Origin of the sequence: Streptomyces sp. R11 (genome assembly GCF_041051905.1) — a bacterium.
In the GTDB taxonomy this organism is placed as follows: Bacteria; Actinomycetota; Actinomycetes; order Streptomycetales; family Streptomycetaceae; genus Streptomyces.
The window spans coordinates 7050880-7075942 of the sequence record NZ_CP163432.1 but is presented as its reverse complement, the minus strand read 5'-3'; the positions used below and the strand labels follow the sequence as shown (position 1 = coordinate 7075942).

The following is a 25063-nucleotide window of genomic DNA, read 5'->3' as shown; positions in this document are numbered from 1 at the left end:
GGCCGCGCCCGTGGGTCGTGTACCCGCGAGTCCTGTACCGGCGGTGTCATGTCACACGGCCGCGAGAGCCGCGTCCATGGTGCTCGCCACGGCGCTCTTCGCGCGCCGAAGCTCCTTCTCCTCCAGCAGTCCCGGGGCGAAGGCGGCGGCGTCGATGGTCACACTGGCGGCGACCCGTCCGGCCTGCTCCACCTCCACCGTCGTACGGACCGTGAGCCTGCTGGGCTCCGAGAGGTCGGACTCGTCCACCGTCAGCCGCAGCGTGGCCCCGACGGGGAACAGGAAGTTGGTGAACGAGGTGTTCATGGAGTTGAGAACGATGTAGTAGCGCTGCTGCGGCCAGCGCGAGGTGAAGTAGTGCTCGATCACCGTGAGGAACATCTGGCGGGCGGCCTCGACGGCCACCATGCCCTGCACATGGACGCGGTCCTGCACGTCGACGAGGAGTTCGTTGTGGTCGTGCAGGCGCAGCCCGGCCTCGTACGTGGTCTCGTCGACCTGGCGGAGTCCGGCGACGAGGACGTTGTCCTCGCGGGCCTTGTGCAGCTCCTGGCGGCGGGCCGGCCGCCCGGCGGAGTGCACCAGGACGATCCGGTCGTCCAGGTTCCGGCGGGTGATCGCGTCCTTGAGATAGGAGAGCTCGAACTCCCCTATCCCCTGGCCGGTGACCACGTGCACCGGGCCTTCCACGGTGTCCAGGTCACCGGCGTCGAGCGCGTGGGTGAGGGCTGTGAGCGTCTCGGCCCCGACGGCCTCGGCGAAGTCGCGGAACCGGTCGCCGACGACGAGGCGGGAAGTAGCCGTGCTGGTCATGAACGTGCCTCCTGGCTCTGGGTGGGGAACCGCGGCCGGTGGGACCGCGGGAGTCGTTCGAAGGGACCGGGAATGCGCCTCAGCAGGCCCGGTAGGCGTGCAGGGTCACGTGCTCGGGCTCGCCCGAGTGGCCGAGGGCCTCGTCGGGCGCCCGCTCGGTCGCGGGCTCGGCCGGGTGCAGGCCGGTCAGGCAGCGCTGGGCCAGCTTCTGGTACTGGAGGGTTCCGTTGCCCTTCCAGGCGATCTCGTCGGCCGTGAGTTCGCGCAGCACCTTGGCCGGGCTGCCGGCCACCAGGTGCCGTTCCGGCACCTGGAAGCGGGACTTGACGAAGCTGGCGGCGCCGACGAAGGCCTGCCGCCCCACGACCACGCCGTCCATCAGGACGGACTTCATGCCGACGAGGCTGTCGCGCCCCACCCGGCAGCCGTGCAGCACGCTGCCGTGACCGACGTGGCCGTCCTCCTCGACCACCGTGTCCGCACCGGGGAAGCAGTGCAGCACACAGCCGTCCTGCACATTGGAGCCCGCGCGCAGTTCGATGCGCCCGAAGTCGCCGCGCAGGCTGGCGAGCGGGCCGACGTAGCACCCGGGCCCGACGTCGACCGAGCCGATCAGTACGGCGTCCGGGTGGACGAACGCCGTGGGGTGGACGACGGGGACGTTGCCTTCGAAGGAGTAGGTCCGTGCCATGGTCATTCTCACCGTTCGTCGATGGTCGTCGGCGTCGCTCACGCCGGCGTCGGCGCCGAGCGCAGCGGGCCGAGGGCGTCGTGGCCGTGGATCCAGGCGAGGTCCTCGGGCAGCCGCGTGAGCCGCTCGTTGCGGGCCCGGGCCTCGGCACCGTCGGGCAGTTGGAAGCAGGTGGCGTTCTTGCGGGAGCCCGCCTGGAGCAGCCGGGTGCGCGGCCGGCGAAGTTGCTCGTACGACCGCAGGGCCGTCGCGACCTCGTCGGCGCCGGCGCGGCCGAGGAGGTGCGCGAGCACCACCGCGTCCTCCAGCGACTGGTTCGCGCCCTGGCCGTGGTGGGGCAGCATCGCGTGGGCCGCGTCGCCGAGCAGGGTGACCCGGCCCGAGCTCCACATGCGTCTGGGTTCGCGGTCGTACAGCGCCCAGCGGCCGGGCCGTTCGCACGCTGCGAGGATCTCGGTGACGAACGGGTGCCAGCCGTCGAAGGCGGCGAGCAGGTCGGCGCCGTCGCCCTCGGTGGACCAGGACTCGATCGTCCACTCGGTGTCGGGGACGACGGCGAGGAAGTTCAGCGCCGCGCCGTCGGCCACGGGGTAGGCGATGAAGTGCCGGCCGGGTCCGAGCCACAGCCACAACACCCGCTCGGCGAGTTCCGGGATGTGCCCGAGCCGGTCCATGGGGACGAGGGCCCGGTATCCGCTGGTGCCGGAGAACACGGCCTCGTCCGGCCCGAAGACGCTGTCGCGTACGGCGGAGTGGATGCCGTCGGCGCCGACGACCGCGTCGGCCTCGGTCTCGGTGCCGTCGGCGAAGCGGAGGACGGCGCCGGCGCCGGTCTGCGCCACCTCGGTGCAGCGCGCGCCCAGCCGGACACGGTCCGCTCCCAACTCGGCGAGCAGGGCCTGCTGCACGGCCGCCCGTTCGACGGTCCAGAACGGCGCCTTGAACCTCTCCTCGTACATACCGGTCAGGGCGTGCGTCACCATCGACCGCCCGGTGCGCCAGTGCCGGAAGTCGGCACGCACGGGCTCCACGGCCGCCGCGGCCAGACGTCCCGCGACACCGAGGTCCCTCAGGGCGCGGTGGCCGTTGGCGCCGATGGCGATGCCGGCGCCGCGGTGGGGGGCCAGTTCACGGGCCTGCTCGTGGACGACGACCTCGATGCCCTGGCGCCGTAGTCCGATGGCGACGGCCAGGCCGCCGATGCCACCGCCGACGACGGCCACGTACGGGCGTTTGGGCGCCATGGCGCCTCCTCCTGTTCTGTGTGCGGGCTGTTCGGGGTGCGGGCAGCACGCCGCTGTGCGCGAGGCCGCACGCGGTCACCGGGCCGGCGAGATCCCCGTGAAGGTGCCCCGATGGAAGACCAGGGGCTCGTGGTCGCGGCCGACGGCGCCGAGCACCCGCCCGACGACGAGCACGTGGTCGCCGAGGGGCTGGGTGAGGTGCAGGGCGCATTCGAGCGTTCCGGGCCCGTCCGGCAGGACCAGGCAGCCGGTGTGCGGTCCGACGGTCCAGTCCGCGGCGTCCTCCACGGCGGGGCGCCGGGCGGCGGGAGTGGTCAGGACACCGACCAGGGACCGCGCCCGGTCGCCGAGGAACGACACGGCCCACTGTCCCGACGTGCGCACCCGCTCCAGAAACGTGGAGTCGTCGCGCAGGTACATCGACACCAGTGGCGGATCGAGGGACACCGAGGTGAACGAGTTCACCGCGATGGCGTCGTGCCGGACCCCGGACGGGGTGTCGAAGCGGGTGGACACCGCGCACACGCCGGTCACGAACTGCCCGAGCACACTGCGTAGTTGCGTGGCGTCCGGCAGGGCGCGGCTGCTCACCGCCCGGCCTCGGTGGGGGTCCCGCCGCCGATCACGGTCGTGTCCTTGGGGTTGATCAGGTCGGGAACGGTCCAGCCGTTCTCGTCGTACTCCGACAGGCACCGGTCGACGAGTCGCTTGTAGTCCTCGAACTTCCCCGACGCCTGCTGGGCGTGCAGTGCCTCGAAGCGGATCTGCTCGTGGTTGCCGGCGTAGTTCATCTCGTACAGCTCCCAGCGGGCACCGAACTCGGTGCCGACCGCGTCCCACGCCAGCTTCATCAGCTTGACGCGGTCGACCGCCTCCACGCCGAGGCCGCGGACGTACTTGTCGAGGTAGGGCCGTACCTCGGGGTTGGACCAGTCGGCAGCGTGGGAGTTGTTGTAGATCAGGGCGCTGCCGAGGTCCCGCAGGAAGATCTCGCGGACCTTGGGGAAGATGGAGGAGGACAGAACGCGGAACGCCAGCGCGGTCTCGCCGTTGGGGGTGACGGTGCCGTCGGGCCACTTGGTCGGGTTCTCGGCCATGGAGTCCACCAGCGCCCAGAACATGTTGCGATAGGCGAGCACCTCACCGAGCCGGCTCTGCACTCCGCGAAACTCGGACGTGCCCGTCGTCTCCAGGCACTTGGCCAGCAGGCCGGTGAGGAAGTCCATCTTCACAGCGAAGCGGACACAGGCGTGGAACATGGCCCGGTAGAAGAATCCGGAGCCGTAGAAGAAGTTGTTCGCCTTGTCGACGTCGTAGCAGAAGACGTTCTCCCAGGGAATCAGTACCTGGTCGAAGACGAGAATACCGTCGTTCTCGTCCAGGCGGCTGCTCAGCGGCTGGTCGAAGGGGCTGCTGACGGTGGCCGCCGAGAATTCGTACGACGGCCGCGAGATGACCTTCAGCCCGGGGCTGTTCGTCGGCACGATGAAGTACGCGGAGAATTCCTTCGCGCCCTTCGGTATGACGCCGTAGCTGCCGATGAAGATGTGCTGGGTGAGTGCGGCTCCGGTGCCGACGACCTTGGCGCCGGACACGACGAGGCCGGCGTCGGTCTCCCGGTCGACGGTCAGCATGACGTCCTTGAGCTCGGTGAGCCCCCGGTTGCGGTCGATCGGCGGGTTGACGATCCCGTGACCGATGAACAGCACGTTCTCCTGGGCCTTGCGGTACCAGGTGGCGGCGTTGTCCTCGAACGGCGCGTAGTGCTCCCGGTTCGATCCCAGCGTGGACAGGAACGCTGCCTTGAAGTCCGGGGTGCGGCCCAGCCAGCCGTACGTCATACGGGCCCACTCCGTCATGGCCCGCGCGGAGGCGCGCAGATCGCCGGTGGTGTACGGGGCCTTGAAGTAGGGGTGCGTGAAACCGCCGTTGCCGGTGTCGGTGGGGACGACCAGCTCGCTGTTGCGCTCGGGGTCGTGCAGCGCGTCGTACAGTCGGGCCACCATCCGGGAGTTGTTGCGGAAGGCCGGGTGGCTGGTGACGTCCGCCACCCGCTCGCCGTAGATCCGCACCTCGCGGCCGTCGCGGAGGCTCTCCAGATACTCGTCCCCGGTCTGTGGGCGGGAGACGGATCCGGACGGGTTCACGGTGTTGCTCATGCGGGATCACCTTTCGAGCGGACTTTTGCGCCTGCCGAAATGCTCCAGGAGCGCGACCTGCGCCGACAGTCGGCCACTGGGGCTAGTACTCGGGTAGTAGATCCGCCCTTCTAGCCACAACGACGCACTGCCCGCCGGTACTTCGCGCATGACAGGCTGCGCCCACCACCTGCCCCCACCGTGCCGTCGTCAGCGGAAGGCGTTGAGGTTGTCGCCGTGAAATCCGTGGAAGCCATAGAGAACCCCACAGCGAAAGCAGAAACGAAGCCCCTGCCGAACGCGGTACCGAATCCGGTACCGAATGCCGTGCCGAATCCGGTATCGAATGCCGTGCCGAATCCGGTACCTGATGCCGCAGCGAATGCCGCGGCCGGTCCCGCGCCCATTCCGGGAGCGAATGCGTCGGCGAATCCCGGGGCGGCACCCGAGGCATGGCGCGCCCTCCCCGCCGCCCAGCAGCCCGACTGGCCCGATCCCGCCGCGCTGCACACCACCCTCTCGTCCCTTTCCTGCGCACCGCCCCTGGTGTTCGCGCGCGAATGCGACGCGCTGCTCGACCGGCTCGGCGAAGTGGCCCTCGGCAGGGCCTTCCTGCTCCAGGGCGGCGACTGCGCGGAGACGCTGGACTCGGTGAGCGCCGAGTCCGTGCGCGGCAAGCTGGAAGTCCTGCTCCAGATGGCCGCCGTGCTGACGTACGCGGCCGGGGTGCCCGTGGTCAAGGTCGGCCGTATCGCCGGCCAGTACGCCAAGCCCCGTTCGCGGCCCACCGAGACACGCGAAGGCGTGACCCTGCCCTCGTACCGTGGTGACGCGGTCAACGGGCTGGAGTTCACCGCCGAGGCCCGCACCCCCGATCCGGACCGGCTGCGGCGCGTGTACCACGCGTCCGCGGCGACGCTGAACCTGCTGCGCGCACTGACGGCCGGAGGGCACGCGGACCTCGACCGGGTGCACGAGTGGAACCGCGACTTCGTCGCCCTGTCCGGCGCGGGACGCCGGTACGAGCGGCTGGCGGACGAGATCGACGCCGCGCTCGCCTTCATCCGGGCCTGCGGGATGAGCACCTCGACGCTGCGCACCACGGAGGTGTTCGCCAGCCACGAGGCCCTGCTGCTCGACTACGAGTCGGCCCTCGTGCGCACGGACCCCGACACCGGGCGGCGCTACGCCCTGTCCGGGCACATGCTCTGGATCGGCGAGCGAACCCGCCAACTCGACGGCGCGCACGTGGCGTTCGCCGCCGGTGTCCACAATCCCCTGGGCGTCAAGCTCGGTCCGGACGCCGCCGTCGACGACGTACTGCGGCTGCTGGACCGGCTCGATCCACAGCGCACGCCCGGCCGGCTGACGCTGGTCGCCCGGATGGGACGCGGCCTGGTGCGCGACCGGTTGCCCGTGCTGGTCGAGGCGGTACGCGCGCAGGGCGCCCGGGTGGTCTGGGCGTGCGACCCCATGCACGGCAACACCTGCACCGCGCCGAGCGGCCACAAGACGCGGCGCTTCGACGACGTCCTGGACGAGGTCACCGGCTTCCTGGAGGTGCACCGGGCGCTGGGCACCCATCCCGGCGGCGTCCATGTGGAGCTGACGGGCGAGGACGTCACCGAGTGTCTGGGCGGCAGCAGGGAGGTCCTCTCCGACGATCTGCACCTGCGGTACGAGACGGCCTGCGATCCCCGGCTGAACCGGGCGCAGTCGATGGACCTGGCCTTCCGGATCGCCGAGTGGCACAGCGCCGAGAAGCGCCGACTGAGTAACCCCCACCAGGAGCCCGTCTCCGCCCGCCCGTCGGGCACGTCCCGGCCCGCCGAGTTCCGATCCGGAGGAAGATCACTGTGCGGTACTTCGAGCACTTCCCCGCAGGCGCCACCCACGAGTTGGGGGCCACCCGGCTGACCAGCGAGGACATCATCGGCTACGCGCGCGCCTGGGACCCCATGCCGTTCCACCTGGACCCGGAGGCGGCACGGCGCTCTGCCTTCGGGGGCCTGGTGGCCAGCGGCTGGCACACCGGTGCCGTGATCATGGGGCAGTTCGTGCGCACCCTGCTCGCGGACTCCGCCTGCCAGGGGTCCTACGGCATGGACGAGGTCAGGTTCCTCGGTCCGGTACGCCCCGGCGACGAACTGCGCGGCCGGGCCACCGTGGAGGAGGCCGCACCGCATCCCAGGCGTCCGGGCACGGGCACGATCCGCTTCCTCGTCGAGGCGGACAACCAGGAGGGCGCGACGGTGTACCGGATGCGCACGCGGCTGCTGTTCGCCTGCGGACAGCCGGCCGACGCCGCGCAGGACGCGGTGTCCCTGCGGAGCTGATGACCGGCGCCGCAGCCAGACTCCCGCTTCTCCCCGGGCCTCCCCCGCCCGGGGAGAAGCGGGCCCCTCCACCCCTTCGACTTTGACTATACGCACCGTTGCGTCTAGTCTAGCTGGCACCGATCGACGATCGAGGAGAGCCGCCATAGACGCACCACACCGCACCAGGAACGGACCGAGGCGCAGTGAGGCCGCCCGCGTCGCCGTCCTGCGAGCCGCCGACGACCTGTTGGTCGACAGCGGGTTCCAGGCCGTGACGGTCGGTTCGATCGCCGAGCGGGCGGGCGTCTCCAAGCAGACGATCTACCGCTGGTGGAGATCGAAGATCGACATCCTGCTGGACGTCCTGGAGGAGGACCTGCCGGACGACGTCACGTCCCGGCCGCCCGGGACGGAATCCGCGCAGGACGTCCTGACGGGGCATGTGACGCATCTGAACCGGGTCTTCACACGGTCCGACACGGGCCGCGTCCTGTTCGTGCTCATCGGCCACGCCCTCCAGGACGCAGCGACCGCGTCCGCGCTCCGGAACCAAGTGCTGGACCGCCGACGCGACCACGCCCGCGCACGGCTCCGGAAAGCCCTGTCCTGTGACGCGCCCGGCGCCCTGCCCCGGCAGGAGGCCAACCGGCTCCTGGACCTGTTGGCCGGTCCCGTCTTCCACCGGGCCTTCATGACAGGCCGGCCGACGGACCCGCTGTTCGCCGAGCGTCTGGCCGCCACCGTCCTGACCTGCCGGCAGGGCACCCCGCCCGACGGGGCGCCGGCCGCCGGCCCCACCTGCTGAAAGGCTGTCCCCGCATGTTCCGCGCACGCCGAACCCGTTACACCGCCACGGTGGAGGCGGTCACCCCGATCGCCCCGCGGATGACGCGCATCACCCTGGGAGGGCCCGGGATGTCGGCCTTCCGATGCGACGAACCGACTCAGTGGGTGAAGCTGTTCGTCACCGACCCGCTCGACGGCCGGACGGTCGGCCGCGCCTACACCGTCCGCCATCAGTCCCCGTCAGAGCCACGGATGGACATCGACGTCGTCCTGCACGGAAAGGGCCCCGCCGCGCGCTGGGCCGAGGCCGTGCTCCCCGGCCAGGAGGTCTCGTTCGGCGGCCCCAAGGGGTCCTTCCGCCCCGTCCCGGGCGCCGACTTCTACCTCCTCGCGGGTGACGAGAGCGCCCAGCCCGCGGTGCTCACCATCGCCGAGAACCTGCCGCCCGGCACCCGCGGCGCCATCTACCTGGAGGTGACCGGCCCCGAGGCCGAGATCCCGGTGCCCCGGCGGGCCGGCCTGGACGTCATCTGGGTCCACCGGGAGGCCGGCCGGTTCAAGGGCGAGGCCCTGCGGGACGCCGTACTCAAGGCCGCCGTTCCGCAGCAGGGCGTCGCCGCGTGGGCGGCCGGCGAGTCCGGAGCCGTACGGGAGATCCGCCGCCACCTCACGGAGAACCTCGGCCTGGACCGTCAGCACGCCTACGCCAAGGGCTACTGGAAGCTGGACGAGGCGGACCACCGCGATCCCCTGGCCTCGGACTGACAACGGGCGACCGGCACTTGGCGACCGGGACTCCCGCGCGGCGCGCCGACCTACTCCTCCCCCACCCGCACCACCGCCACCGTGATGTTGTCGGGCCCGCCCGCCTCGATGGCGGCCTTCCACAGCTCGAACGCCGCCCGCCCGTCGTCGTGCTCGCGCAGCACCTCGTCCAGTACGTCCGTGGGCACCGGGTCCGTCAGTCCGTCCGAGCAGATGAGATAGCGCTCGCCCAGGGACAGGGGCACGGACGTGACATGGGGATGGACGGCCCGGTAGGCGGGCGAGCCGCCCAGGCACTGGGTGACCAGTGAGGTGCTGCGTCCGGCCGGGTGGGGAGGGCTGTCGTCGACGCTCACCTGGCGCAGCCCGTCGCCGTCGGCCGCGTAGACCTGGCTGTCGCCCACGTTGAACACCAGCAGCGAGTCGGGCTGCACGACGACGCCGGCGATCGTCGTCCCCATGGCCTCCAGGTCGCCGCCCTCGTCCCCGCCGGCCGCCTGGTACACGGCGAGGTTGCAGGCGTTCAGGGCGTCCCGGACGGCCACCTCGCTGGTCAGGGCGGGGCCGAGCGAGGCCATCCGGCGGGCGACGAGCGCACTGGCCACATCGCCGCCGGGATGCCCGCCGAGCCCGTCGGCGACGGCCACGACAAGGGGCGTGCCGAGCGGAAAGATCAGGGTCTGCGGATTCTCGGTCACGGTGGCGCACAGCGTCCACGGCCCGACGACGAGGCTGTCCTCGTTGCGCTCGCGCAGCAGTCCGGGATGACTGATCGCACTCACAGCGACGTACGCCATGCAGCGCCACCGCCTTCCCGCACCGAACTGACCGCCGGGGCCGGACGTCCCCTACGAGTCTAGGAACATCCGGGAACACCGGCATCCGGCGTGCCGGCGCAAGGAGGGCGCCACCCGGGCGGCGCCCCCTGCGTCAGTCCTCGTCCGCGTCAGTCCTCGTCCGCCGTCAGCCGCAGCGAGATGCTGTTGATGCAGTACCGCTGATCGGTCGGGGTGGCATAACCCTCGCCCTCGAAGACGTGCCCGAGATGCGACCCGCACCGGGCGCACCGCACCTCGGTGCGCACCATCCCGTGCGAGCGGTCCTCGACCAGCTCGACCGCGTCGGTGTCCTTCGGGTCGTAGAAGGACGGCCAGCCGCAGTGCGACTCGAACTTCGTGGTGGAGGTGAAGAGTTCGGCGCCGCAGGCCCGGCAGGAGTAGACGCCCGTCGTCTTGGTGTTGGTGTACTCGCCGGTGAAGGCGGGCTCCGTGGCGGCCTCGCGCAGGACGGCGTACTCGGCCGGGGTCAGCTCCGCGCGCCACTGCTCGTCCGGCTTTTCGATGTCGTACGACATGAGTCCTTGCCCCTCACTTCGACAGGCGGTCCAGAATGACCGGGCCCAGGTCCGTGACATCGCCCGCGCCCATGGTGAGAACGAGATCACCGGGCTTCGACATTCCCGCGATCAGCGAGGCCACCGCACTCTTGTCGTGCACCGGCGTCACCTCGGCGCCGGCCGCCCGCGCCGCCTCGATGATCAGCTCGCTGGTGACACCGGGGATCGGGTCCTCGCGGGCCGGGTAGATGTCCAGGACCAGCGAGGAGTCCGCCAGGGCGAGGGCCTGGCCCATCTCCTTGCCGAGCTCCTGCGTACGGGAGAACAGGTGGGGCTGGTAGACGACCAGGATCCGGGCGTCCCCGGCGGCCGCGCGCATCGCCTCCAGGTCGGCCGTCATCTCGGTCGGGTGGTGGGCGTAGGAGTCGATGACCTGGACGCCCGCGACCTCGCCCTTCAGCTGCAGCCGCCGCTTGACGCCCGTGTAGGCCGCCAGCGCCGGGGCCAGCTCGGCGGCCGGGATGCCGAGCGCCGCGCCGGCGGCCAGCGCGGCCACCGCGTTGAGCGCGTAGTGGCGGCCCGGGACGGAGACCGTGAAGGTGAGCTCCTGACCGTCCAGAACGACGGTGACCTGGCTCTTCAGCCCCTGCGCCAGCACGGACAGCACCCGTACGTCGGCGTCCTCCGCCTCGCCGTACGTCACCACCCGCACATCCCGCGCCGAGACCCGGCGGGTCAGCTCCCGCGCCCCGTCCTGGTCGGCCGAGATCACCAGCGTGCCACCCTCGGTGATGCGGTCCGCGAAGGTCTCGAAGGACTCGTAGATCTCGTCCATCGACGCGTAGTTCGCGTGGTGGTCGAGCTCGACGTTCAGGACGATCGCGACATCGGGCGCGTACTTGTGGAAGCTGCGGTCCGACTCGTCCGCCTCGGCGACGAAGATGTCGCCGTCGCCGTGCAGGGCGTTCGAGCCGGGAGCGTCGAGGTCACCGCCGATGGCGTACGACGGCCGCAGCCCGAGCTCGCTCAGGGAGACCGCCAGCATCGACGTCGTGGTCGTCTTGCCGTGCGTACCGGCGACGGCGATCGGACGCAGCCCGTCCATGAGCGAGGCGAGCGCGTCGGAGCGGTGCACCACCGGAACGCCCAGCTCTGCGGCCCGGGCGAGCTCGGGGTTGTCCTGCCGGATCGCCGACGACACGACGACACAGCTGGCGTCGTCGGCGAGGTGCTCGGCCGCGTGCCCGATGTACACGGTCACACCGAGGGCCCGCAGCGCCTCGGCGGTCGCGGACTCCTTGGCATCACTGCCGGCCACCTTGGCCCCACGCTGCGCGAGAATCTTCGCGATCCCCGACATCCCGGCCCCACCGATGCCGATGAAGTGCGGTCGGTCCATGGCGTGGGGAATGCCGGGTGCCATGCGTGTTCTCCCAGGAGTGCGATACGACGGTGAGGCCCCAGCCTATTGGGTAGGGCCTCGGACCTCGCGCACTGGACGCCGCGAACTGTGACCCCCAGGGGCGCGGGGAACTGCGCGGCAAGCCACGTACGACCCGCAGCCGGGAGAACCAGCACCCCCTTACGGCGGCCCTGAGCCGAAAACCCCTACGCCTTGCTGTGCGAGAACAGCTTCAGCACCGGCACCCCCACCTTGTGCCGAGCCCTGGACGCCCAGTCCCGATGGAAGAACTCCTCCACGTAGTGCGGGTCGGTCAACACGATCACCTCGTCCGCCCCGACCTCGTCCACCACCGCTCTGAGCGCGTCCAGCGGATGGTCCTCCAGAAGCCGGCCCTCGGCCGCGGCCCCGGCCGTACGCAGAGCCGTGAGCGACACCTCCAGCGCCCGCTCCCCCGTACTCAGCGCCTCCTGCCCCTCCGGCGTGTTCCCCTCCCGGACCGCCTCGTCCAGTTCGCCGAGCGCGATGTCGTCGATGGCGCGCAACAACCTGTCGGCCTGCTCACCCCGCGGCTGGAGCAGCACATGGAACGAGACCTGCTCGTCCCCGTGCAAGGTGGTGACGAACTCCACGTCGGCGGACGTCAGGGCCTTCTCGATCATCAAAACGCTTGTGAACACCGGGCGCCCCTTCTGCGGAAACCATCCTGCCCCGTGCTCGCACGGGGACTGCGAGTTTTAGTGTGCCCGTCGGACGTCAAACGGAACGGTGGATTCCGCCGTTTTCAGGAGCACGGCAGTCATAGAACCCATTTCCGAGCCGACTAACCTCACGTCCGCCGGTAGCGGCTGAACAGGAAGCCGTTCTCCTCGAGCAACGACACCAGCTCGAACCGCTTCGGAACCGGCACCGACGGCCCGCCGGCGATCCGCTGGGCGTCTCCCGCGGTGAGCATCGGGGAGATCGTCAGACAGAGCTCGTCGAGCACTCCGGCGGCCACCAGCTGCCCGAGCAACCGCGGCCCGCCCTCGGTCAGCAGGCGGGTGTGGCCGACCTCGGCGAGGGCCTGGACGGCGCGTACGGGGTCCACGCCGACACCGTCACCGGCGATCACCACCTGGGCACCCGCCTTCTCCGCGGCCGCGATCCGGTCCGGGGCCGCGGCGGCTCCCGTGAGGATGAGGGTCGGCACCAAGGGCGAGGTGAACAGCGGAAGGCTGTAGTCGAGGTCCAGACCGGCGCTCACCACCGCGATGGCCGGCGCGGGTCCCTGCCCGGCCGCCTCACGCGCCTGTGCGAACTCTTCACGCGCGCGTGCCGGACGGTACCCCTCGAGGCGTACCGTTTCAGCGCCGACGACCACTACGTCCGCAAGCGCCCGCAGCGTGCCGAAGATCCGCATGTCGGTCGCGGTGGAGATCGGCTGCGAACGCCCGTCGTGCTGGGCCGCCCCGTCCAGCGTGGACACCATGTTGGCCCGCAACCAGGGCTGCCGCCCGTCGGGACCGGGCTCGGGATAGGCGTACGCGGCGGCAAGCTCGGCGAGGCTCCACTCACGATCGACGAGACCACCACCGGGGAACCCGACGCGCGGACCACCCCCGGTACCCCGATCGGGTGCCCCGGCCACCGGCCCACGGGATCCTCGGCCAGGGCCCTCCGCCACCGAACCACCGGCCCCGGACCCGGACCCACCCGCCGCAGGCCCCCCTCCGGCGGCCCCAGCCCCGTCGTCCCCGGCCGAACCGCCGGAGGCCCTCGCTGTTGTCTCATCGGTCACAGGGAACAGGCGTCGCATGTCATGGAGTGTGGCACGGCCCTTAGCATGGTGACCCGTGTCGTCCTCCACCGCCGCCTCCGGGCGGAGCCCGATAGCCGAAGCGAGCCCGCTGTCCCTGTGCGCCCGTGAGCCGCACGTGCCCGCGGACCGGCTGGTCGCCGAGATGGTGCCGCCGCCCCGCTTCGACTCGGTCCGCTTCAGCACGTACATCCCGGACCCGAACCAGCCCAGCCAGACCGAGGCGGTCGGCGTCCTGGAGACCTTCGCGGCCGGACTCGGCGGCGCACACGCCAGCGGCGCGGGCAAGGCCAAGCGCGGCTTCCTCGGGTTCGGCAGGCCCAAGGCTCCGAAGACCCCGCCGGGCCCCCGCGGCGTCTACCTCGACGGCGGCTACGGCGTCGGCAAGACCCATCTGCTCGCCTCCCTCTGGCACGCCACCCCGGCCGAGCCGTCCCTCAAGGCCTTCGGCACCTTCGTGGAGCTGACGAACCTCGTCGGCGCCCTCGGCTTCCAGCAGACGGTCCAGACCCTGTCCGGCCACCGCCTGCTGTGCATCGACGAGTTCGAGCTCGACGACCCGGGCGACACCGTCCTCGTCTCCACGCTGCTCGGCAAGCTGGTCGACGCGGGCGTCGCGCTCGCCGCCACCTCCAACACCCTGCCCGGCAAGCTCGGCGAGGGCCGCTTCGCGGCGGCCGACTTCCTGCGCGAGATCCAGGGCCTGTCGGCCCACTTCCGCGCGCTGCGCATCGACGGCGAGGACTACCGCCACCGCGGCCTGCCCGAGGCGCCCGCGCCGTACTCCGACGAGCAGGTGACGAAGGCGGCGTACGCTACCGAGGGCGCCTCGCTCGACGACTTCCCGCATCTGCTGGAGCACCTCGCCCGCGTCCACCCCAGCCGCTACGGCGCGCTGACGGACGGCCTGAAGGCGGTGTGTCTCACCGACGTGCAGCCGATTCCCGACCAGTCGACCGCCCTGCGGCTCGTCGTGCTCGCGGACCGGCTCTACGACCGTGAAGTCCCGGTGCTGGCCTCCGGACTGCCGTTCGACCAGCTGTTCAGCGAGGACATGCTCAAGGGCGGCTACCGCAAGAAGTACTTCCGCGCGATCTCGCGACTCACCGCGCTGGCCCGCGACGCCAAGGGCCTGGTAGCCCAGTAACTCCCCCTGGTCAAGGCGTGGTTCAAGCCAAGCCACCCTCGCATTTCAGGCTCTCTTCAGCTCGAAACGTTAAGTTAACCCTGCAAACAACGTTGCCGGGTTAACGTGTTTCTTGACCAACGGTTGACCAAGTGTTGGCACGTGCATGAGGTGTGGACTGACTGGAGGGGGGCGCATGTTCCGAGGTACGACGGTTCGGACCCCGATTTCGATCCTCGCCGCCGTCCTGCTCGCCCTCCAGTTCTTCGCACCCGGCGCGGCCTTCGCACACGCATACACAGCGAGTCAGGCAGAGGCCAAGGCCCAGCCCGGAATCAAGCTCTCCGGGAAGGCGCTGCGCGACGAAACCCTCACGTCACGCCACTGCGTCCCGTCGGGTGACGGGGACCCGACCGGTCCACTGCGCACCCGTGACCAGCTGCGCTTCGCCGACTGCGGGCCCCAGGCGCCCGACCGGCCGTTGCTCACCCGGGACTCCGCGCACCAGCCGGCCGAAGCCGGCGCCGCGCACCAGCGCACGTCGAGATCCTCGACGTCCCACACTCCGGCGGGGCTTCAGATCTTCCGCTGCTGAGCAGCAGAGCAGTCCCCCCACCCCTGTCATGTAAACCCCGACGCGCCACTGAGGCGCGCCAGGAGGAGTCACCACACATGCAGCCCCTCATCGACAACGCCCGTATGTTCGGACAGCGCCCTGAGGAGTTCGCCAGGCTCGCCGAAGGGCAGTCTCCGCAGGTCCTGTTCATCACCTGCTCCGACTCCCGGGTCGTTCCGGCCCTGATCACGGGCGCCCGCCCCGGCGAGCTCTTCGAGCTGCGCACCGCGGGCAACATCGTCCCGCCGTACGCCTCCGAGCACCCCACCAGCGAGGCGGCCACCATCGAGTACGCCGTGGAGGTCCTCGGCGTCAGCGACATCGTGGTCTGCGGCCACTCCCACTGCGGTGCCGTCGGCGCGCTGGTGCGCGGCGACGACCTGGATGCCGTACCGGCCGTGCGCGACTGGCTCTCGCACGCCACCCCGCGCCCGACCGGCGCCGCCGAGGACCCGGAGGTCGCCGAAGGCGTCCAGGCCCATGTGCTGACGCAGCTGCTGCGGCTGCGTTCGTACCCCTTCATCGAGAAGAAGCTCAAGGAGCGTCAAATCACCTTGCACGCCTGGTACTACGAGGTGCACAAGGGTGCCGTGCGCGCCCACAGCGCCGAGACCGACGCGTTCGAGGCGCTGTGATCGGCATGATGACCAAATACCCTCATCTGCGGCAGGACTTCGCCGCCTCACTGGTCGTCTTCCTCGTCGCGCTGCCGCTGTGTGTCGGCGTGGCCGTCGCCTCCGGGGTACCGGCCGAGCTGGGACTCGTCACCGGCATCGTGGGCGGCATCGTCACCGGCCTGATGCGCGGCAGCAGCCTGCAGGTCTCCGGGCCCGCCGCCGGTCTGACCGTGCTCGTCTTCGAGGCCGTCCAGGAGTTCGGGCTGCCGGTCCTCGGTGTGCTCGTGCTCGCCACCGGGGCGCTCCAGCTCCTCATGGGCGCCCTGCGGCTGGGGCGCTGGTTCAGGGCCATCTCGGTCTCCGTCGTCGAGGGCATGCTGGCCGGTATCGGCCTTGTGCTCATCGCCGGACAGCTCTACTCGGTCGCGGACGCCAAGGCGCCCGCCTCCGGCCTGGAGAAAATAGCCGGGCTGCCCGGCGCACTCGCCGGGGCCGTCGGCGACACCGGGGCGCTGGCCTCGATCGGCCTGGGCGCCGGCACGATCGCCGTCCTGGTGCTGTGGAAGCGGCTGCCCGCCAAGGTGCGCACGATTCCCGGTCCGCTCGCCGCGGTCGGTCTGGCGACGCTGGTCGCCGCCGTGTTCTCACTGCCCGTCGCCACCGTCGAGGTCAAGGGCCTGCTGGGATCCATCCAGCCGCCGTCCCTGACCGCCTTCGGCGAACTCGCGAACGTCGGCGTGCTGGCCACGATCGTCGCCTTCACGCTCATCGCGTCGGCCGAGTCACTGTTCAGCGCCGCGGCCGTGGACCGGCTGCACGACGGGCCGCGTACCGAGTACGACAAGGAGCTCATGGCGCAGGGCGCGGGCAACGCGGTCTGCGGAGCCCTCGGCGCGCTGCCGATGACCGCGGTCATCGTGCGCAGCTCCGCCAACGTCCAGGCGGGCGCGAAGACGAAGGCGTCCCGTGTCATGCACGGCGTATGGCTGCTGCTGTTCGCGGCGCTGCTGCCGGCCACGCTGGCACTGATCCCGATCCCCGCGCTGGCGGGCATCCTGGTCCACGCGGGCTTCAAGCTGATCCCCTTCCGCGGGATCGTCTCCCTGTGGCGGGGGCACCGGGGCGAGGCGCTGATCCTCGTCGTCACCGCCCTCTCGATCGTCATGGTGAACATGTTCGAGGGCGTGCTGATCGGTCTGGCCCTGTCGGTCGCCAAGACCGCCTGGGAGGCCTCGCACGTGAAGCTGGAGGTCATCGACAAGGGCGCCGGACCGATCCAGGCGTACCTGTCGGGCAACGCGACCTTCCTCAGGCTGCCGAAGATCCTCGACAGCCTGGAGGCCCTGCCGCAGGACCGCCCGGTCGAGCTGGACCTGTCCGGACTGCACCACCTCGACCACGCCTGCCGTACGGCCCTGGAGAACTGGGCCGAGCGCCACAGCGCGGCGGGCACGGATCCGGTACGGGTCACGGCGCCCTGACCGGCGTACGACTCCGGGTGGCGCATGCCTCCTGGTGAGGTGTGACCCCAGGCCCGGTGTCCGGTCCGGGGCCGTCCATGGCCCCGGACCGGACACCGGGCATATCGTTGCAGGACATACCGTTACAGGAGCGTACGGATCGGACCTCTCGGCGAGGAGGTCGCCATGGTCGAGGAACTGCTGGGTGCGGCCGCAGGTGTCGCAGCGGCGGGGCTGGTGTACATCGCGGCTGCCGCGCGGGTCGTCAAGCAGTACGAGCGCGGGGTGATCCTGCGGCTCGGCCGGCTGCGGGGCTCAGTGCGCGAGCCGGGGTTCACGATGATCCTCCCGGCCGTGGACCGGCTCCACAAGGTCAACATGCAGATCGTGACGATGCCCGTGCCCGCCCAGGAGGGCATCACCCGCGACAACGTGACCGTGCGGGTCGACGCGGTCGTGTACTTCCAGGTCGTGGACGCGGCGGCCGCGATCATCAACGTCGAGGACTACCGCTTCGCCGTCTCCCAGATGGCGCAGACCTCACTGCGCTCGATCATCGGCAAGAGCGATCTGGACGACCTGCTCTCCAACCGCGAGAAGCTCAACCAAGGCCTGGAGCTGATGCTCGACAGTCCGGCGATCGGCTGGGGCGTGCAGATCGACCGCGTCGAGATCAAGGACGTGTCCCTGCCGGAGTCCATGAAGCGGTCCATGGCCCGCCAGGCCGAGGCCGACCGGGAGCGGCGGGCCCGGGTCATCAACGCCGACGCCGAACTCCAGGCCTCCAAGAAGCTGGCCGAGGCCGCGCACCAGATGGCCGACGCACCCTCCGCCCTCCAACTGCGGCTGCTGCAGACGGTGATGGCGGTTGCGGCGGAGAAGAACTCCACGCTGGTGCTGCCGATCCCGGTGGAGTTGCTGCGGTTCCTGGAACGGGGCGCACAGCCACCGCAGGACCACACGGGCCGAGCGGCCACTGAGCCGGCGGCCGTTGCCGAGTCGGCCGCCGTCACCGAGCCGGACGCCCTCACCGAGCCGATCGCCGTCGACGAATCCGCGGAACCACCTCCAGCCGAGCTTCCTGCTGAACCCGCTGCCGAACCCCCCGCAGAACCCCCTGGGCAACCGCCGCTGAAGTGACACACGCTACGCGCGTGGTTCACGCGACTCGCGCCAGGTGATAGACACGGCGGGATCAAAGTTCCTGTCCGCCAGCAGGAAGGTTTCCCCACCATGTCCGCAACACGACGTCAGGTCCTCGCCCGCTCCGGCGCCCTGGGTATCGGCATCACTTTCGCCGGGTCCCTGTCGGAGCTCTTCGCGGGCACCGCCGCCGCGCAGACCCTCGGCCACACCGGATACGGCCCCCTGGTCCCCGACCCCAAGGGCCTGCTCGACCTGCCGGAAGGATTCCGCTACCGGGTCCTGTCCCGCGAGGGCGACCGACTCCGCTCCGGCGAGGGCCCGGTCCCCTCCAACCACGACGGCATGACAGCCCTGCCCGGCGCCCGCGGCCGCGTCCACCTGGTCCGCAACCACGAGAACCGCAACACGGCGGCTGTCCCCGTCCCGACGGTCCCCGGCCTCACCTACGACCCGCAGGGCAAGGGCGGCTGTACGGCCCTGACCCTGGACTCCCGCAACCGCGTCCTGTCCGAGCGCGTCGCCATCGCCGGTACGGCCGTCAACTGCGCGGGCGGGCCCACCCCTTGGGGCACCTGGCTGACCTGCGAGGAGACCGAGGACAAGGCCGGCACCAACGGCTACACCAAGGACCACGGCTTCATCTTCGAGGTCGACCCGGCGAACCCGCACCGCTCCGGCGCCGTCCCGCTGACCGCGATGGGCCGCTTCCAGCACGAGGCGATCGCGGTGGACCCACGGCGCGGCATCGTCTACGAGACCGAGGACGCCTTCGAGCGCCCCTTCGGTCTCTTCTACCGCTTCCTGCCGCACGCCCCGCACGGCGGCCTCGGCTCCCTGCGCGCGGGCGGCAAGCTCCAGGCGATGCGTGTCCCGGGCGTACCCGACCTCTCCTCGATCCAGGACACGGGTGCGACCTTCGAGAACATCGAGTGGGTCGACGTACCGGACCCGCTCGCCACCCAAACCCCCATCCGCCACCAGGACTTCGGCCCGAAGGGCATCACCCACGCGCAAAAGCTGGAGGGCTGCTACTGGGGCGGCCGCTGCGTCTACTTCGTCTCCTCCTTCGCCCGCAGCGCGCAGGGTTCGGCGGCGGACCACTACGGCCAGATCTGGCGCTACGACCCCACCGAGCGCCGCCTCACCCTCGTGATCGTCTTCGGCCCCGACACCGACCTCCAACTCCCCGGCGAGTCCCCGGACAACATCTGCCTCGCCCCCAGCGGCGGCCTGATGGTGTGCGAGGACGGCAACGGCGCCCAGCACGTGTACGGCGTGACACGGCGCGGGGAGGTGTACGCGATGGCGCGCAACGCGCAGAACCTGGGCACGCCGCAGGAGCCCGAGTGGGGCGAGTTCGCCGGGGTCGCCTTCGCGCCGGACGGCGAGACGATGTACGTCAACTGCTACACGCCGGGGACGACGTTCGCGGTGACGGGCCCCTGGCGCAGGTAGGGCCCCGTCCCTCGAACGAGTGGAGGCTTACTCTCCGGAACGTCCTCTAACCTGTGCGGCATGAACGCACCGGGGGATGTCGTCGACGGCCGTTTCGAGCTGGTGGAGCGGCTGGGCAGCGGAGGAATGGGCACCGTGTGGCGGGCTCGCGACACGGTGCTGCACCGTGAGGTCGCGCTCAAGGCGGTCCGCTCCGACGCGGACACGGTCGGTGTGGTGCGCGAGCGGGTGCTGCGGGAGGCGCGGGCGCTGGCCCGGCTCAGCCATCCCCATGTGGTCACGGTCCACCAGATCGTGGCCGCCGACCCGCATCCCTGGATCGTGATGGAGCTGGTGCCGGGTGTCTCGCTCCAGCGGCGCCTGGACGACGGCCCGTTGACTCCGGTGGAGGCGGCCCGCGTCGGCCGCCAGGTGCTCGCCGCGCTGCGGGCCGCGCACGCGGCGGGCATCCAGCACCGGGACGTCAAACCCGCCAACATCCTCCTGCGCCCCGACGGCGACGCCGTCCTCACCGACTTCGGCATCGCCGCCCTGCAGGGCACGACGGCCCTCACGGCGACCGGCGAGCTCGTCGGTTCGCCCGAGTACATGGCCCCCGAGCGGATCCGGGGCCGCGACGACGACCCCGCCGCCGACCTCTGGTCGCTGGGCGTGGTGCTTTACGTGTGCGTGGAGGGCGTCAGCCCCCTGCGCCGCCCCACCACGCTGGCCACCCTGGCCGCCGTACTCGACGAGCCTCTCCCGCCACCGACCCGCTCGGGCTCGCTGACTCCGGTGCTCGACGCCCTGCTGGTCCGGGACCCGGCGGCGCGCCCGGACGCCGCCCGGCTGGACGCGATGCTGGCGCAGGTGGAGGCCGGTACGACTCCGTACTGGGCACAGCCGACGCTGACCGCCGCCGCACCGCCCGCGCCCGCGACCCCGACGCAGCTCGACACGCCCCGGCCCACGGTTCCGCAGCGGGTGCCCGAGCCCCGACGCCGGGGGCCCCTCGTGGTGGCCGCGACCGCAGGGCTCGCGATCGCCACCGCGGCGGCTCTAGTCCTGCTCGCTCTGCGCCCCGGCGACACCGGCGACGACGACAAGGCCCGCGCCACCTCGAACCCTCCGGCCACGACGTCCACCCCCACCCCGGCGAAGCAGGAGCCGACGCCCTCGCCCAGCCCCACCACGAAGACGCCCGCTCCCACCCCTCCGACCACGCCCGCCACGACCGACGGCCGCTGGATCGCCCAGCTCCACTCCGAACCCGTCGGCGCGGGCACCGCGGCCCGGGACAAGCGGCTCGCCACCATCCGCGAATCGGTGCCGGAGGCGGCCGTCCTGCGCAGCGACGAGTACGCCTCCCTGCGCCCCGGCTACTGGGTGATCTACGCCCCCGGCCCCTTCGCCGACGGCCGTGCCGCGCTGACCTTCTGCGCCGAGCGCGGCCGAACCTCGGTGAGCACCTGCATGGGCCGCTACCTGAGCACCGACGCCACCGAGTACGGCCTCCAATGCCGCCCTCCGGCCGCCGCGCCGACGGGCTCCTGCACACGCAACGACTGAGAGGACCGGGCCCGCCGGGCGGGTGACAGGGGTCCGGCACACCCAGCGACGTACCGAAAAAGTCGTTTAATCCTCATACCTTCATGCGGTGATCAGATCTGTACGCCGCGACACCACCCTCTGCGCCCTGGGCGCGGCGCTCAGCGCGCTCGCCGCCTGTGCGCCGCACGAGGCGACCCGGGCCCCCCTGCCGGCACCCAGCGCCACCGCCGACGCCTCCCCCATGGCCGGGCCGCCGACCCTCGCCCCCGGTCCCGCAGGCCTGACGCCCGTCTTCGAACACGGCCCACGCGGTCGGGACAAGGCCGTCGCGCTCACCTTCGACGCCGACATGACCGCCGACCAGGGGCCCCGGGCGGCGCGGGGGGAACGGTTCGACAATCCGGGGCTGGTCGCGGCGCTACGGGAGTTGAAGGTGCCGGCGACCGTGTTCATGACGGGGCGATGGGCCGAGGAGTACCCGGGTCAGGCCCGGGCCATCGGACGGAACCCGCTGTTCGAGGTCGCCAACCACTCCTACAGCCACTACGCGTTCACCGAGGAATGCTACGGACTGCCGACGGTCGGCGAGGAGCAGATGCGGGTGGATGTGGAGCGTGCGTACGCGGCGTTGCGGAAGGTGGGGGTCCGTGACGCGATGCCGTACTTCCGGTTTCCCGGCGGCTGTTACGACCGGCGCGCTCTGAAGGCGCTCAGCCCGGTCGGGGTCACCGCCGTGCAGTGGGACGTCGTGAGCGGGGACGCGTTCGCGACGGACGCCCGGGCCGTCGCCCAGGAGGTGCTGGACGGGGTGCGGGCGGGATCCGTGGTGGTCCTGCACTGCACGCTCAGTGCCGCTCCGACGACCGAGCGGGTGGTCCGCAGCGTCGTACCCGAGCTGCGCGACAGGGGCTTTCGGTTCGTCAAGGTGTCCGAGCTGATCGGCGCGGCCGGCGGGCGGGCCTGATGCTCGTACGCTGGACATATGAGCGAGGAACAGGCCACGACCGACTACTGCCTGATCGACGCGACCAGGCCGCCCAAGGCCGACGGGCCGCCGTACGCCGAGTGCGTGCTGTGCCGGGAGCCGACGGAGTACCCGGAGTCGTACAAGGGGATCACGCTCTGCCCGGTCTGTGAGTGGCAGGAGGCGCAGCGCACCGCCTGTTCAGGCTGACGTGTCTGTTCAGGGCGACCCCGTTGTCACGGTGATCTGCGGGACGTGAGCGCGCAGGCCACTGCGATCGCCGCCGCCGTGAGCAGGGCGGCCGCTGCCAACGGCAGCAGGGGCATGGGGACCGTGCCCGAGCGGGAGCCGGTGACCAGGCCGCTGACCGCCGCCTGCGCCGGGGAGCCCGTCACGACCACCGACAGCAGCGCCGCGAGCAGCATCGTGGGGACCGCGCGTCCCGTGGAGCGCAGCAACGGCCAGGTGGTGAGGGCGCCGACGGCCGTGCCGAGCAGGGCGCAGGCCAGCGTGGCGAGCAGCCCGGCCGCGCCCGCGGGGAGCCGCGGCACACGCGTCTGGTGATCCGCGCTCACCGGGTCGCTGATCAGCGTCACGACGACGGTCGCGACCGTGCCCAGAACCGCCGCCGTGGTCAGCGCGACCAGCAGCGCGGCGAGGTGCGCCCGGCTGGGCCCGACCGCCGCGGACACACAACTGCGGGCGGCGGGCGGCTCGTTGGTGACACAGATCCGCACCAGCCAGGCGGCGACGGGCAGCAGGGCCGCGGCCGTGTAGCCGAGCGAGTCGAGCACCGGCTGACCGCCCGACACACCGATCCCGAGGAACACGACGTACAGGAGGAACGGCGGCAGCCAGCGCTGTGAGCGGACGAGCAGGGCGGTCTGGTAGCTGAGAAGGGCGGTCATCGGCGGCTCTCGGTTTCGGGGGTCGTCTCCTGTCTCACGCTCACCACATGCCAGGGCGGGCGGGATGTCAGCAGGGCGCGCAGGAGGACGTCCGAATGGGACGCGGGGACGGTCAGGCGGTGGGTGCCGGGCGTGGGTTCCTCGGCGGATATGACCGTGCGGGGCACGTCGGCGGGGAGTTGTCCGCCCCGCGGGCCCTGCACGACGACGGTCACGTGCGGGCCGGCGGGTTCCGAGGGCGCCTCTTCCGTACGCAGGTCGAGGCCCGCGTCCCGCACGGTGTACGTCGCGTCGGGCGCCCCCGCCAGGCGGCTCGGGTCGTGGTCCACGAAGACCACGGCAGTGCCGCCCGCGGTGCGCTCGGCGACGGCCCGCTCCAGTTCCGCGCGGGCGTCGGCGTCGAGGCCGGTCCACGCCTCGTCCAGGACGAGCAGCTCCGGTTCGGCGAGGAGGGCCTGTACGACGGCGACCTTCTGGCTGCTGCCCTTCGACAGCTGCGCCATCGGCATCCGGGCGTAGGAGGCGGCGCCGAAGCGGTCGAGCCACTCGAGGGCGGCCCGGGTGGCCGCGGCACGGGAGAGGCCGTGCACCTTGCCGAGATGGGTGAGGTAGCCGACGGCGGTGAAGGGGAGGGCCGTGGGGAAGCGTTCGGGGACGTAGGCGGTGCGGGGGCGGCCGGTGATACGGCCCTCGCTCGGGGCGTCGATGCCGGCCAGGAGGCGCAGGAGGGTGGACTTGCCGGTGCCGTTGGGTCCTTCGACGCGGATGAGGTTGCCGGGCGGCACGGTGAGATGGACGCCGCGTAAGACCCATGGGCCGCGCAGGCCGTAGCGGCGGCCCACGTTGTCCAGACGAAGATCGCGTTGCATGGAGGACATCCTGTCCCATGGCCCGCGCGGCCGGGTCGGGGCTGATCGCGCCCACCCGGCGGACCTGCAGAATCGGCACGGTCCCGGGCCCCTTAGGGTGTTGTCGTGAGCCAAGATCCGACGTCCACCGGCGACAGTTGCTTCCGGTCAGAGCCCAGTGCCCGCGATGACGCCCCGCAGTTCGTACTGCCTCTCGTCGTGCGGATCGAGCGGGGCGCTCCACCCGCTCGCACCGACGCCCTCGAAACCTCCGCCCGCGCCGTCCTGGTGATCCTCGACGACGAACGCTCCGTCGGCGACGGCGAGTGGGCCGAGGCCATGCGGGACTGGCAGGACGCCCGGATCCGAAAGGTCGTGCGGCGGGCCCGCGGCGCCGAGTGGCGGCGGGCTGAGGGGCTGCCGGGCATCACCGTCACCGGCAAGTCGGCCGAGGTGCGGGTCTTCCCGCCGGTGCCCTTGGACGGGTGGCCCAAGGAGCTGGCGAAGCTCCAGGTCTCCGGCACCGACCTCGACGATCCGGAGCCGCCCGCGGACGCCGACCCGTCGGCGCCCGTGCTCTGGCTGAACCCCGACCTCGACATGTCGGCCGGCAAGGCGATGGCGCAGACCGGGCACGCGGCCCAACTCGCCTGGTGGGAGCTGTCGGACGAGGAGCGGGCCGCCTGGCGCGACGCGGGGTTCCCGCTCGCCGTGCGGACCGCGGATCCGGGGCGCTGGCCCGAGCTGACGACCAGGGGGCTGCCGTTGGTGCGCGACGCGGGGTTCACGGAGATCGCGCCCGGGTCGTGCACGGTGGTCGCCGACCATCCGGCGCTGCGGTAGGACGCGGGGCGTTCCTGGGAGCGGTTGCCGGATCCGCGTCAGGGCGACCGTGTCGGCGTCAGGGCGAAGGGGCGAGGCCATGGGGCAGTACTTGGGACCGCTGGAGCCGGTCGGGGACCGGTGGGTGATCGGGGACCCGACGCGCAAGGAAGGCCCGAGTGTCGTACTGACGCCCGAGGGCCTGGAACACTGCCGGCGCGGCGAGCCGGCGCCGCTGCTCGTCGTCCCGTGGTCGCAGTTCCTGGAGCTGCGGGGAGCT

At 71.5% G+C, this 25063-nt stretch carries 26 protein-coding genes; 14 read left to right on the top strand and 12 right to left on the bottom strand.

Going from position 1 to position 25063, the window contains the following annotated elements:
- Window positions 1–51: 51 nt before the first annotated feature.
- The 5 genes from AB5J55_RS32605 to AB5J55_RS32585 all read right to left on the bottom strand — a co-directional run bounded on the left by AB5J55_RS32605 (window position 52) and on the right by AB5J55_RS32585 (window position 4907).
- The gene (locus AB5J55_RS32605; RefSeq protein WP_369274035.1) at window positions 52–813 is read right to left on the bottom strand and encodes an AfsA-related hotdog domain-containing protein; all 762 of its coding nucleotides are present in this window, start codon (window positions 811–813) and stop codon (window positions 52–54) included.
- A gap of 79 nt (window positions 814–892) precedes the next feature.
- On the bottom strand, window positions 893–1504 hold the full coding sequence (locus AB5J55_RS32600) for a transferase hexapeptide repeat family protein (RefSeq protein ID WP_369274034.1): 612 nt from the start codon (window positions 1502–1504) through the stop codon (window positions 893–895).
- 38 nt (window positions 1505–1542) lie between these two features.
- Window positions 1543–2748 carry an FAD-dependent monooxygenase gene (locus AB5J55_RS32595; protein WP_369274033.1) on the bottom strand — a complete coding sequence of 402 codons (1206 nt, stop codon included), beginning with the start codon at window positions 2746–2748 and terminating at the stop codon, window positions 1543–1545.
- 75 nt (window positions 2749–2823) lie between these two features.
- Window positions 2824–3339 carry a flavin reductase family protein gene (locus AB5J55_RS32590; RefSeq protein WP_369274032.1) on the bottom strand — a complete coding sequence of 172 codons (516 nt, stop codon included), beginning with the start codon at window positions 3337–3339 and terminating at the stop codon, window positions 2824–2826.
- A complete protein-coding gene (locus AB5J55_RS32585; protein ID WP_369274031.1) occupies window positions 3336–4907 on the bottom strand; it encodes a 4-hydroxyphenylacetate 3-hydroxylase N-terminal domain-containing protein in 1572 nt (523 codons plus the stop codon). Before AB5J55_RS32585 ends, AB5J55_RS32590 begins: the two co-directional genes overlap by 4 nt.
- Before the next feature lie 384 nt (window positions 4908–5291).
- Here AB5J55_RS32585 and AB5J55_RS32580 point away from each other — a divergent pair, with 384 nt between their 5' ends.
- The 4 genes from AB5J55_RS32580 to AB5J55_RS32565 all read left to right on the top strand — a co-directional run bounded on the left by AB5J55_RS32580 (window position 5292) and on the right by AB5J55_RS32565 (window position 8755).
- Entirely contained in the window at window positions 5292–6803 is a 1512-nt protein-coding gene (locus tag AB5J55_RS32580) for a class II 3-deoxy-7-phosphoheptulonate synthase (RefSeq protein WP_369276354.1), read from the top strand.
- A complete protein-coding gene (locus AB5J55_RS32575; RefSeq protein ID WP_369274030.1) occupies window positions 6743–7222 on the top strand; it encodes a MaoC/PaaZ C-terminal domain-containing protein in 480 nt (159 codons plus the stop codon). Before AB5J55_RS32580 ends, AB5J55_RS32575 begins: the two co-directional genes overlap by 61 nt.
- 82 nt (window positions 7223–7304) lie before the next feature.
- Window positions 7305–8009, top strand: coding sequence for a TetR/AcrR family transcriptional regulator (locus tag AB5J55_RS32570; RefSeq protein WP_369274029.1), 705 nt, complete (start codon window positions 7305–7307; stop codon window positions 8007–8009).
- A gap of 14 nt (window positions 8010–8023) precedes the next feature.
- A complete protein-coding gene (locus AB5J55_RS32565; RefSeq protein ID WP_369274028.1) occupies window positions 8024–8755 on the top strand; it encodes a siderophore-interacting protein in 732 nt (243 codons plus the stop codon).
- Window positions 8756–8805: 50 nt separating this feature from the next.
- Here AB5J55_RS32565 and AB5J55_RS32560 read toward each other — a convergent pair whose 3' ends face one another.
- From AB5J55_RS32560 to AB5J55_RS32540, 5 genes are all read right to left on the bottom strand, one after another.
- Entirely contained in the window at window positions 8806–9552 is a 747-nt protein-coding gene (locus AB5J55_RS32560; protein WP_369274027.1) for a PP2C family serine/threonine-protein phosphatase, read from the bottom strand.
- A gap of 149 nt (window positions 9553–9701) precedes the next feature.
- Window positions 9702–10109 (bottom strand): peptide-methionine (R)-S-oxide reductase MsrB, encoded by a 408-nt coding sequence (gene msrB, locus AB5J55_RS32555; RefSeq protein WP_369274026.1) that lies wholly within the window; start codon window positions 10107–10109, stop codon window positions 9702–9704.
- Window positions 10110–10122: 13 nt separating this feature from the next.
- On the bottom strand, window positions 10123–11514 hold the full coding sequence (murC, locus tag AB5J55_RS32550) for a UDP-N-acetylmuramate--L-alanine ligase (protein ID WP_369274025.1): 1392 nt from the start codon (window positions 11512–11514) through the stop codon (window positions 10123–10125).
- Window positions 11515–11699: 185 nt separating this feature from the next.
- Window positions 11700–12173: an indole-3-glycerol phosphate synthase gene (locus tag AB5J55_RS32545; protein WP_369274024.1), complete on the bottom strand. Its 474-nt coding sequence runs from the start codon at window positions 12171–12173 to the stop codon at window positions 11700–11702.
- A gap of 149 nt (window positions 12174–12322) precedes the next feature.
- Window positions 12323–13123, bottom strand: coding sequence for a pyrimidine reductase family protein (locus AB5J55_RS32540; RefSeq protein WP_369274023.1), 801 nt, complete (start codon window positions 13121–13123; stop codon window positions 12323–12325).
- A 205-nt stretch (window positions 13124–13328) separates the two neighbouring features.
- Between AB5J55_RS32540 and zapE the strand changes: the two genes are divergently transcribed.
- The 9 genes from zapE to AB5J55_RS32495 all read left to right on the top strand — a co-directional run bounded on the left by zapE (window position 13329) and on the right by AB5J55_RS32495 (window position 22415).
- Window positions 13329–14438: a cell division protein ZapE gene (gene zapE, locus AB5J55_RS32535; RefSeq protein WP_369274022.1), complete on the top strand. Its 1110-nt coding sequence runs from the start codon at window positions 13329–13331 to the stop codon at window positions 14436–14438.
- A 175-nt stretch (window positions 14439–14613) separates the two neighbouring features.
- Complete coding sequence (locus AB5J55_RS32530; protein ID WP_369274021.1) at window positions 14614–15012, top strand: hypothetical protein; 399 nt, start codon at window positions 14614–14616, stop codon at window positions 15010–15012.
- Between the two features lie 77 nt (window positions 15013–15089).
- On the top strand, window positions 15090–15668 hold the full coding sequence (locus AB5J55_RS32525) for a carbonic anhydrase (RefSeq protein WP_369274020.1): 579 nt from the start codon (window positions 15090–15092) through the stop codon (window positions 15666–15668).
- A gap of 5 nt (window positions 15669–15673) precedes the next feature.
- Entirely contained in the window at window positions 15674–17131 is a 1458-nt protein-coding gene (locus AB5J55_RS32520; RefSeq protein WP_369274019.1) for a SulP family inorganic anion transporter, read from the top strand.
- 165 nt (window positions 17132–17296) lie between these two features.
- A complete protein-coding gene (locus AB5J55_RS32515) occupies window positions 17297–18250 on the top strand; it encodes a slipin family protein (RefSeq protein WP_369274018.1) in 954 nt (317 codons plus the stop codon).
- Between the two features lie 93 nt (window positions 18251–18343).
- On the top strand, window positions 18344–19711 hold the full coding sequence (locus AB5J55_RS32510; protein ID WP_369274017.1) for a PhoX family protein: 1368 nt from the start codon (window positions 18344–18346) through the stop codon (window positions 19709–19711).
- 60 nt (window positions 19712–19771) lie between these two features.
- Window positions 19772–21259, top strand: coding sequence for a serine/threonine-protein kinase (locus tag AB5J55_RS32505; RefSeq protein WP_369274016.1), 1488 nt, complete (start codon window positions 19772–19774; stop codon window positions 21257–21259).
- An 88-nt stretch (window positions 21260–21347) separates the two neighbouring features.
- Complete coding sequence (locus AB5J55_RS32500) at window positions 21348–22205, top strand: polysaccharide deacetylase family protein (RefSeq protein WP_369274015.1); 858 nt, start codon at window positions 21348–21350, stop codon at window positions 22203–22205.
- 18 nt (window positions 22206–22223) lie between these two features.
- Entirely contained in the window at window positions 22224–22415 is a 192-nt protein-coding gene (locus AB5J55_RS32495; RefSeq protein WP_328422081.1) for a hypothetical protein, read from the top strand.
- 26 nt (window positions 22416–22441) lie between these two features.
- Here AB5J55_RS32495 and AB5J55_RS32490 read toward each other — a convergent pair whose 3' ends face one another.
- Both AB5J55_RS32490 and AB5J55_RS32485 read right to left on the bottom strand, forming a co-directional pair.
- On the bottom strand, window positions 22442–23113 hold the full coding sequence (locus AB5J55_RS32490) for an ABC transporter (RefSeq protein WP_369274014.1): 672 nt from the start codon (window positions 23111–23113) through the stop codon (window positions 22442–22444).
- Entirely contained in the window at window positions 23110–23982 is an 873-nt protein-coding gene (locus AB5J55_RS32485) for an ATP-binding cassette domain-containing protein (RefSeq protein WP_369274013.1), read from the bottom strand. The genes AB5J55_RS32490 and AB5J55_RS32485 overlap by 4 nt, the downstream gene beginning before the upstream one ends.
- Window positions 23983–24087: 105 nt before the next feature.
- Between AB5J55_RS32485 and AB5J55_RS32480 the strand changes: the two genes are divergently transcribed.
- Window positions 24088–24804, top strand: a complete 717-nt coding sequence (locus AB5J55_RS32480; protein ID WP_369274012.1) for an aminoacyl-tRNA hydrolase — start codon at window positions 24088–24090, stop codon at window positions 24802–24804.
- Window positions 24805–25063 lie beyond the last annotated feature (259 nt).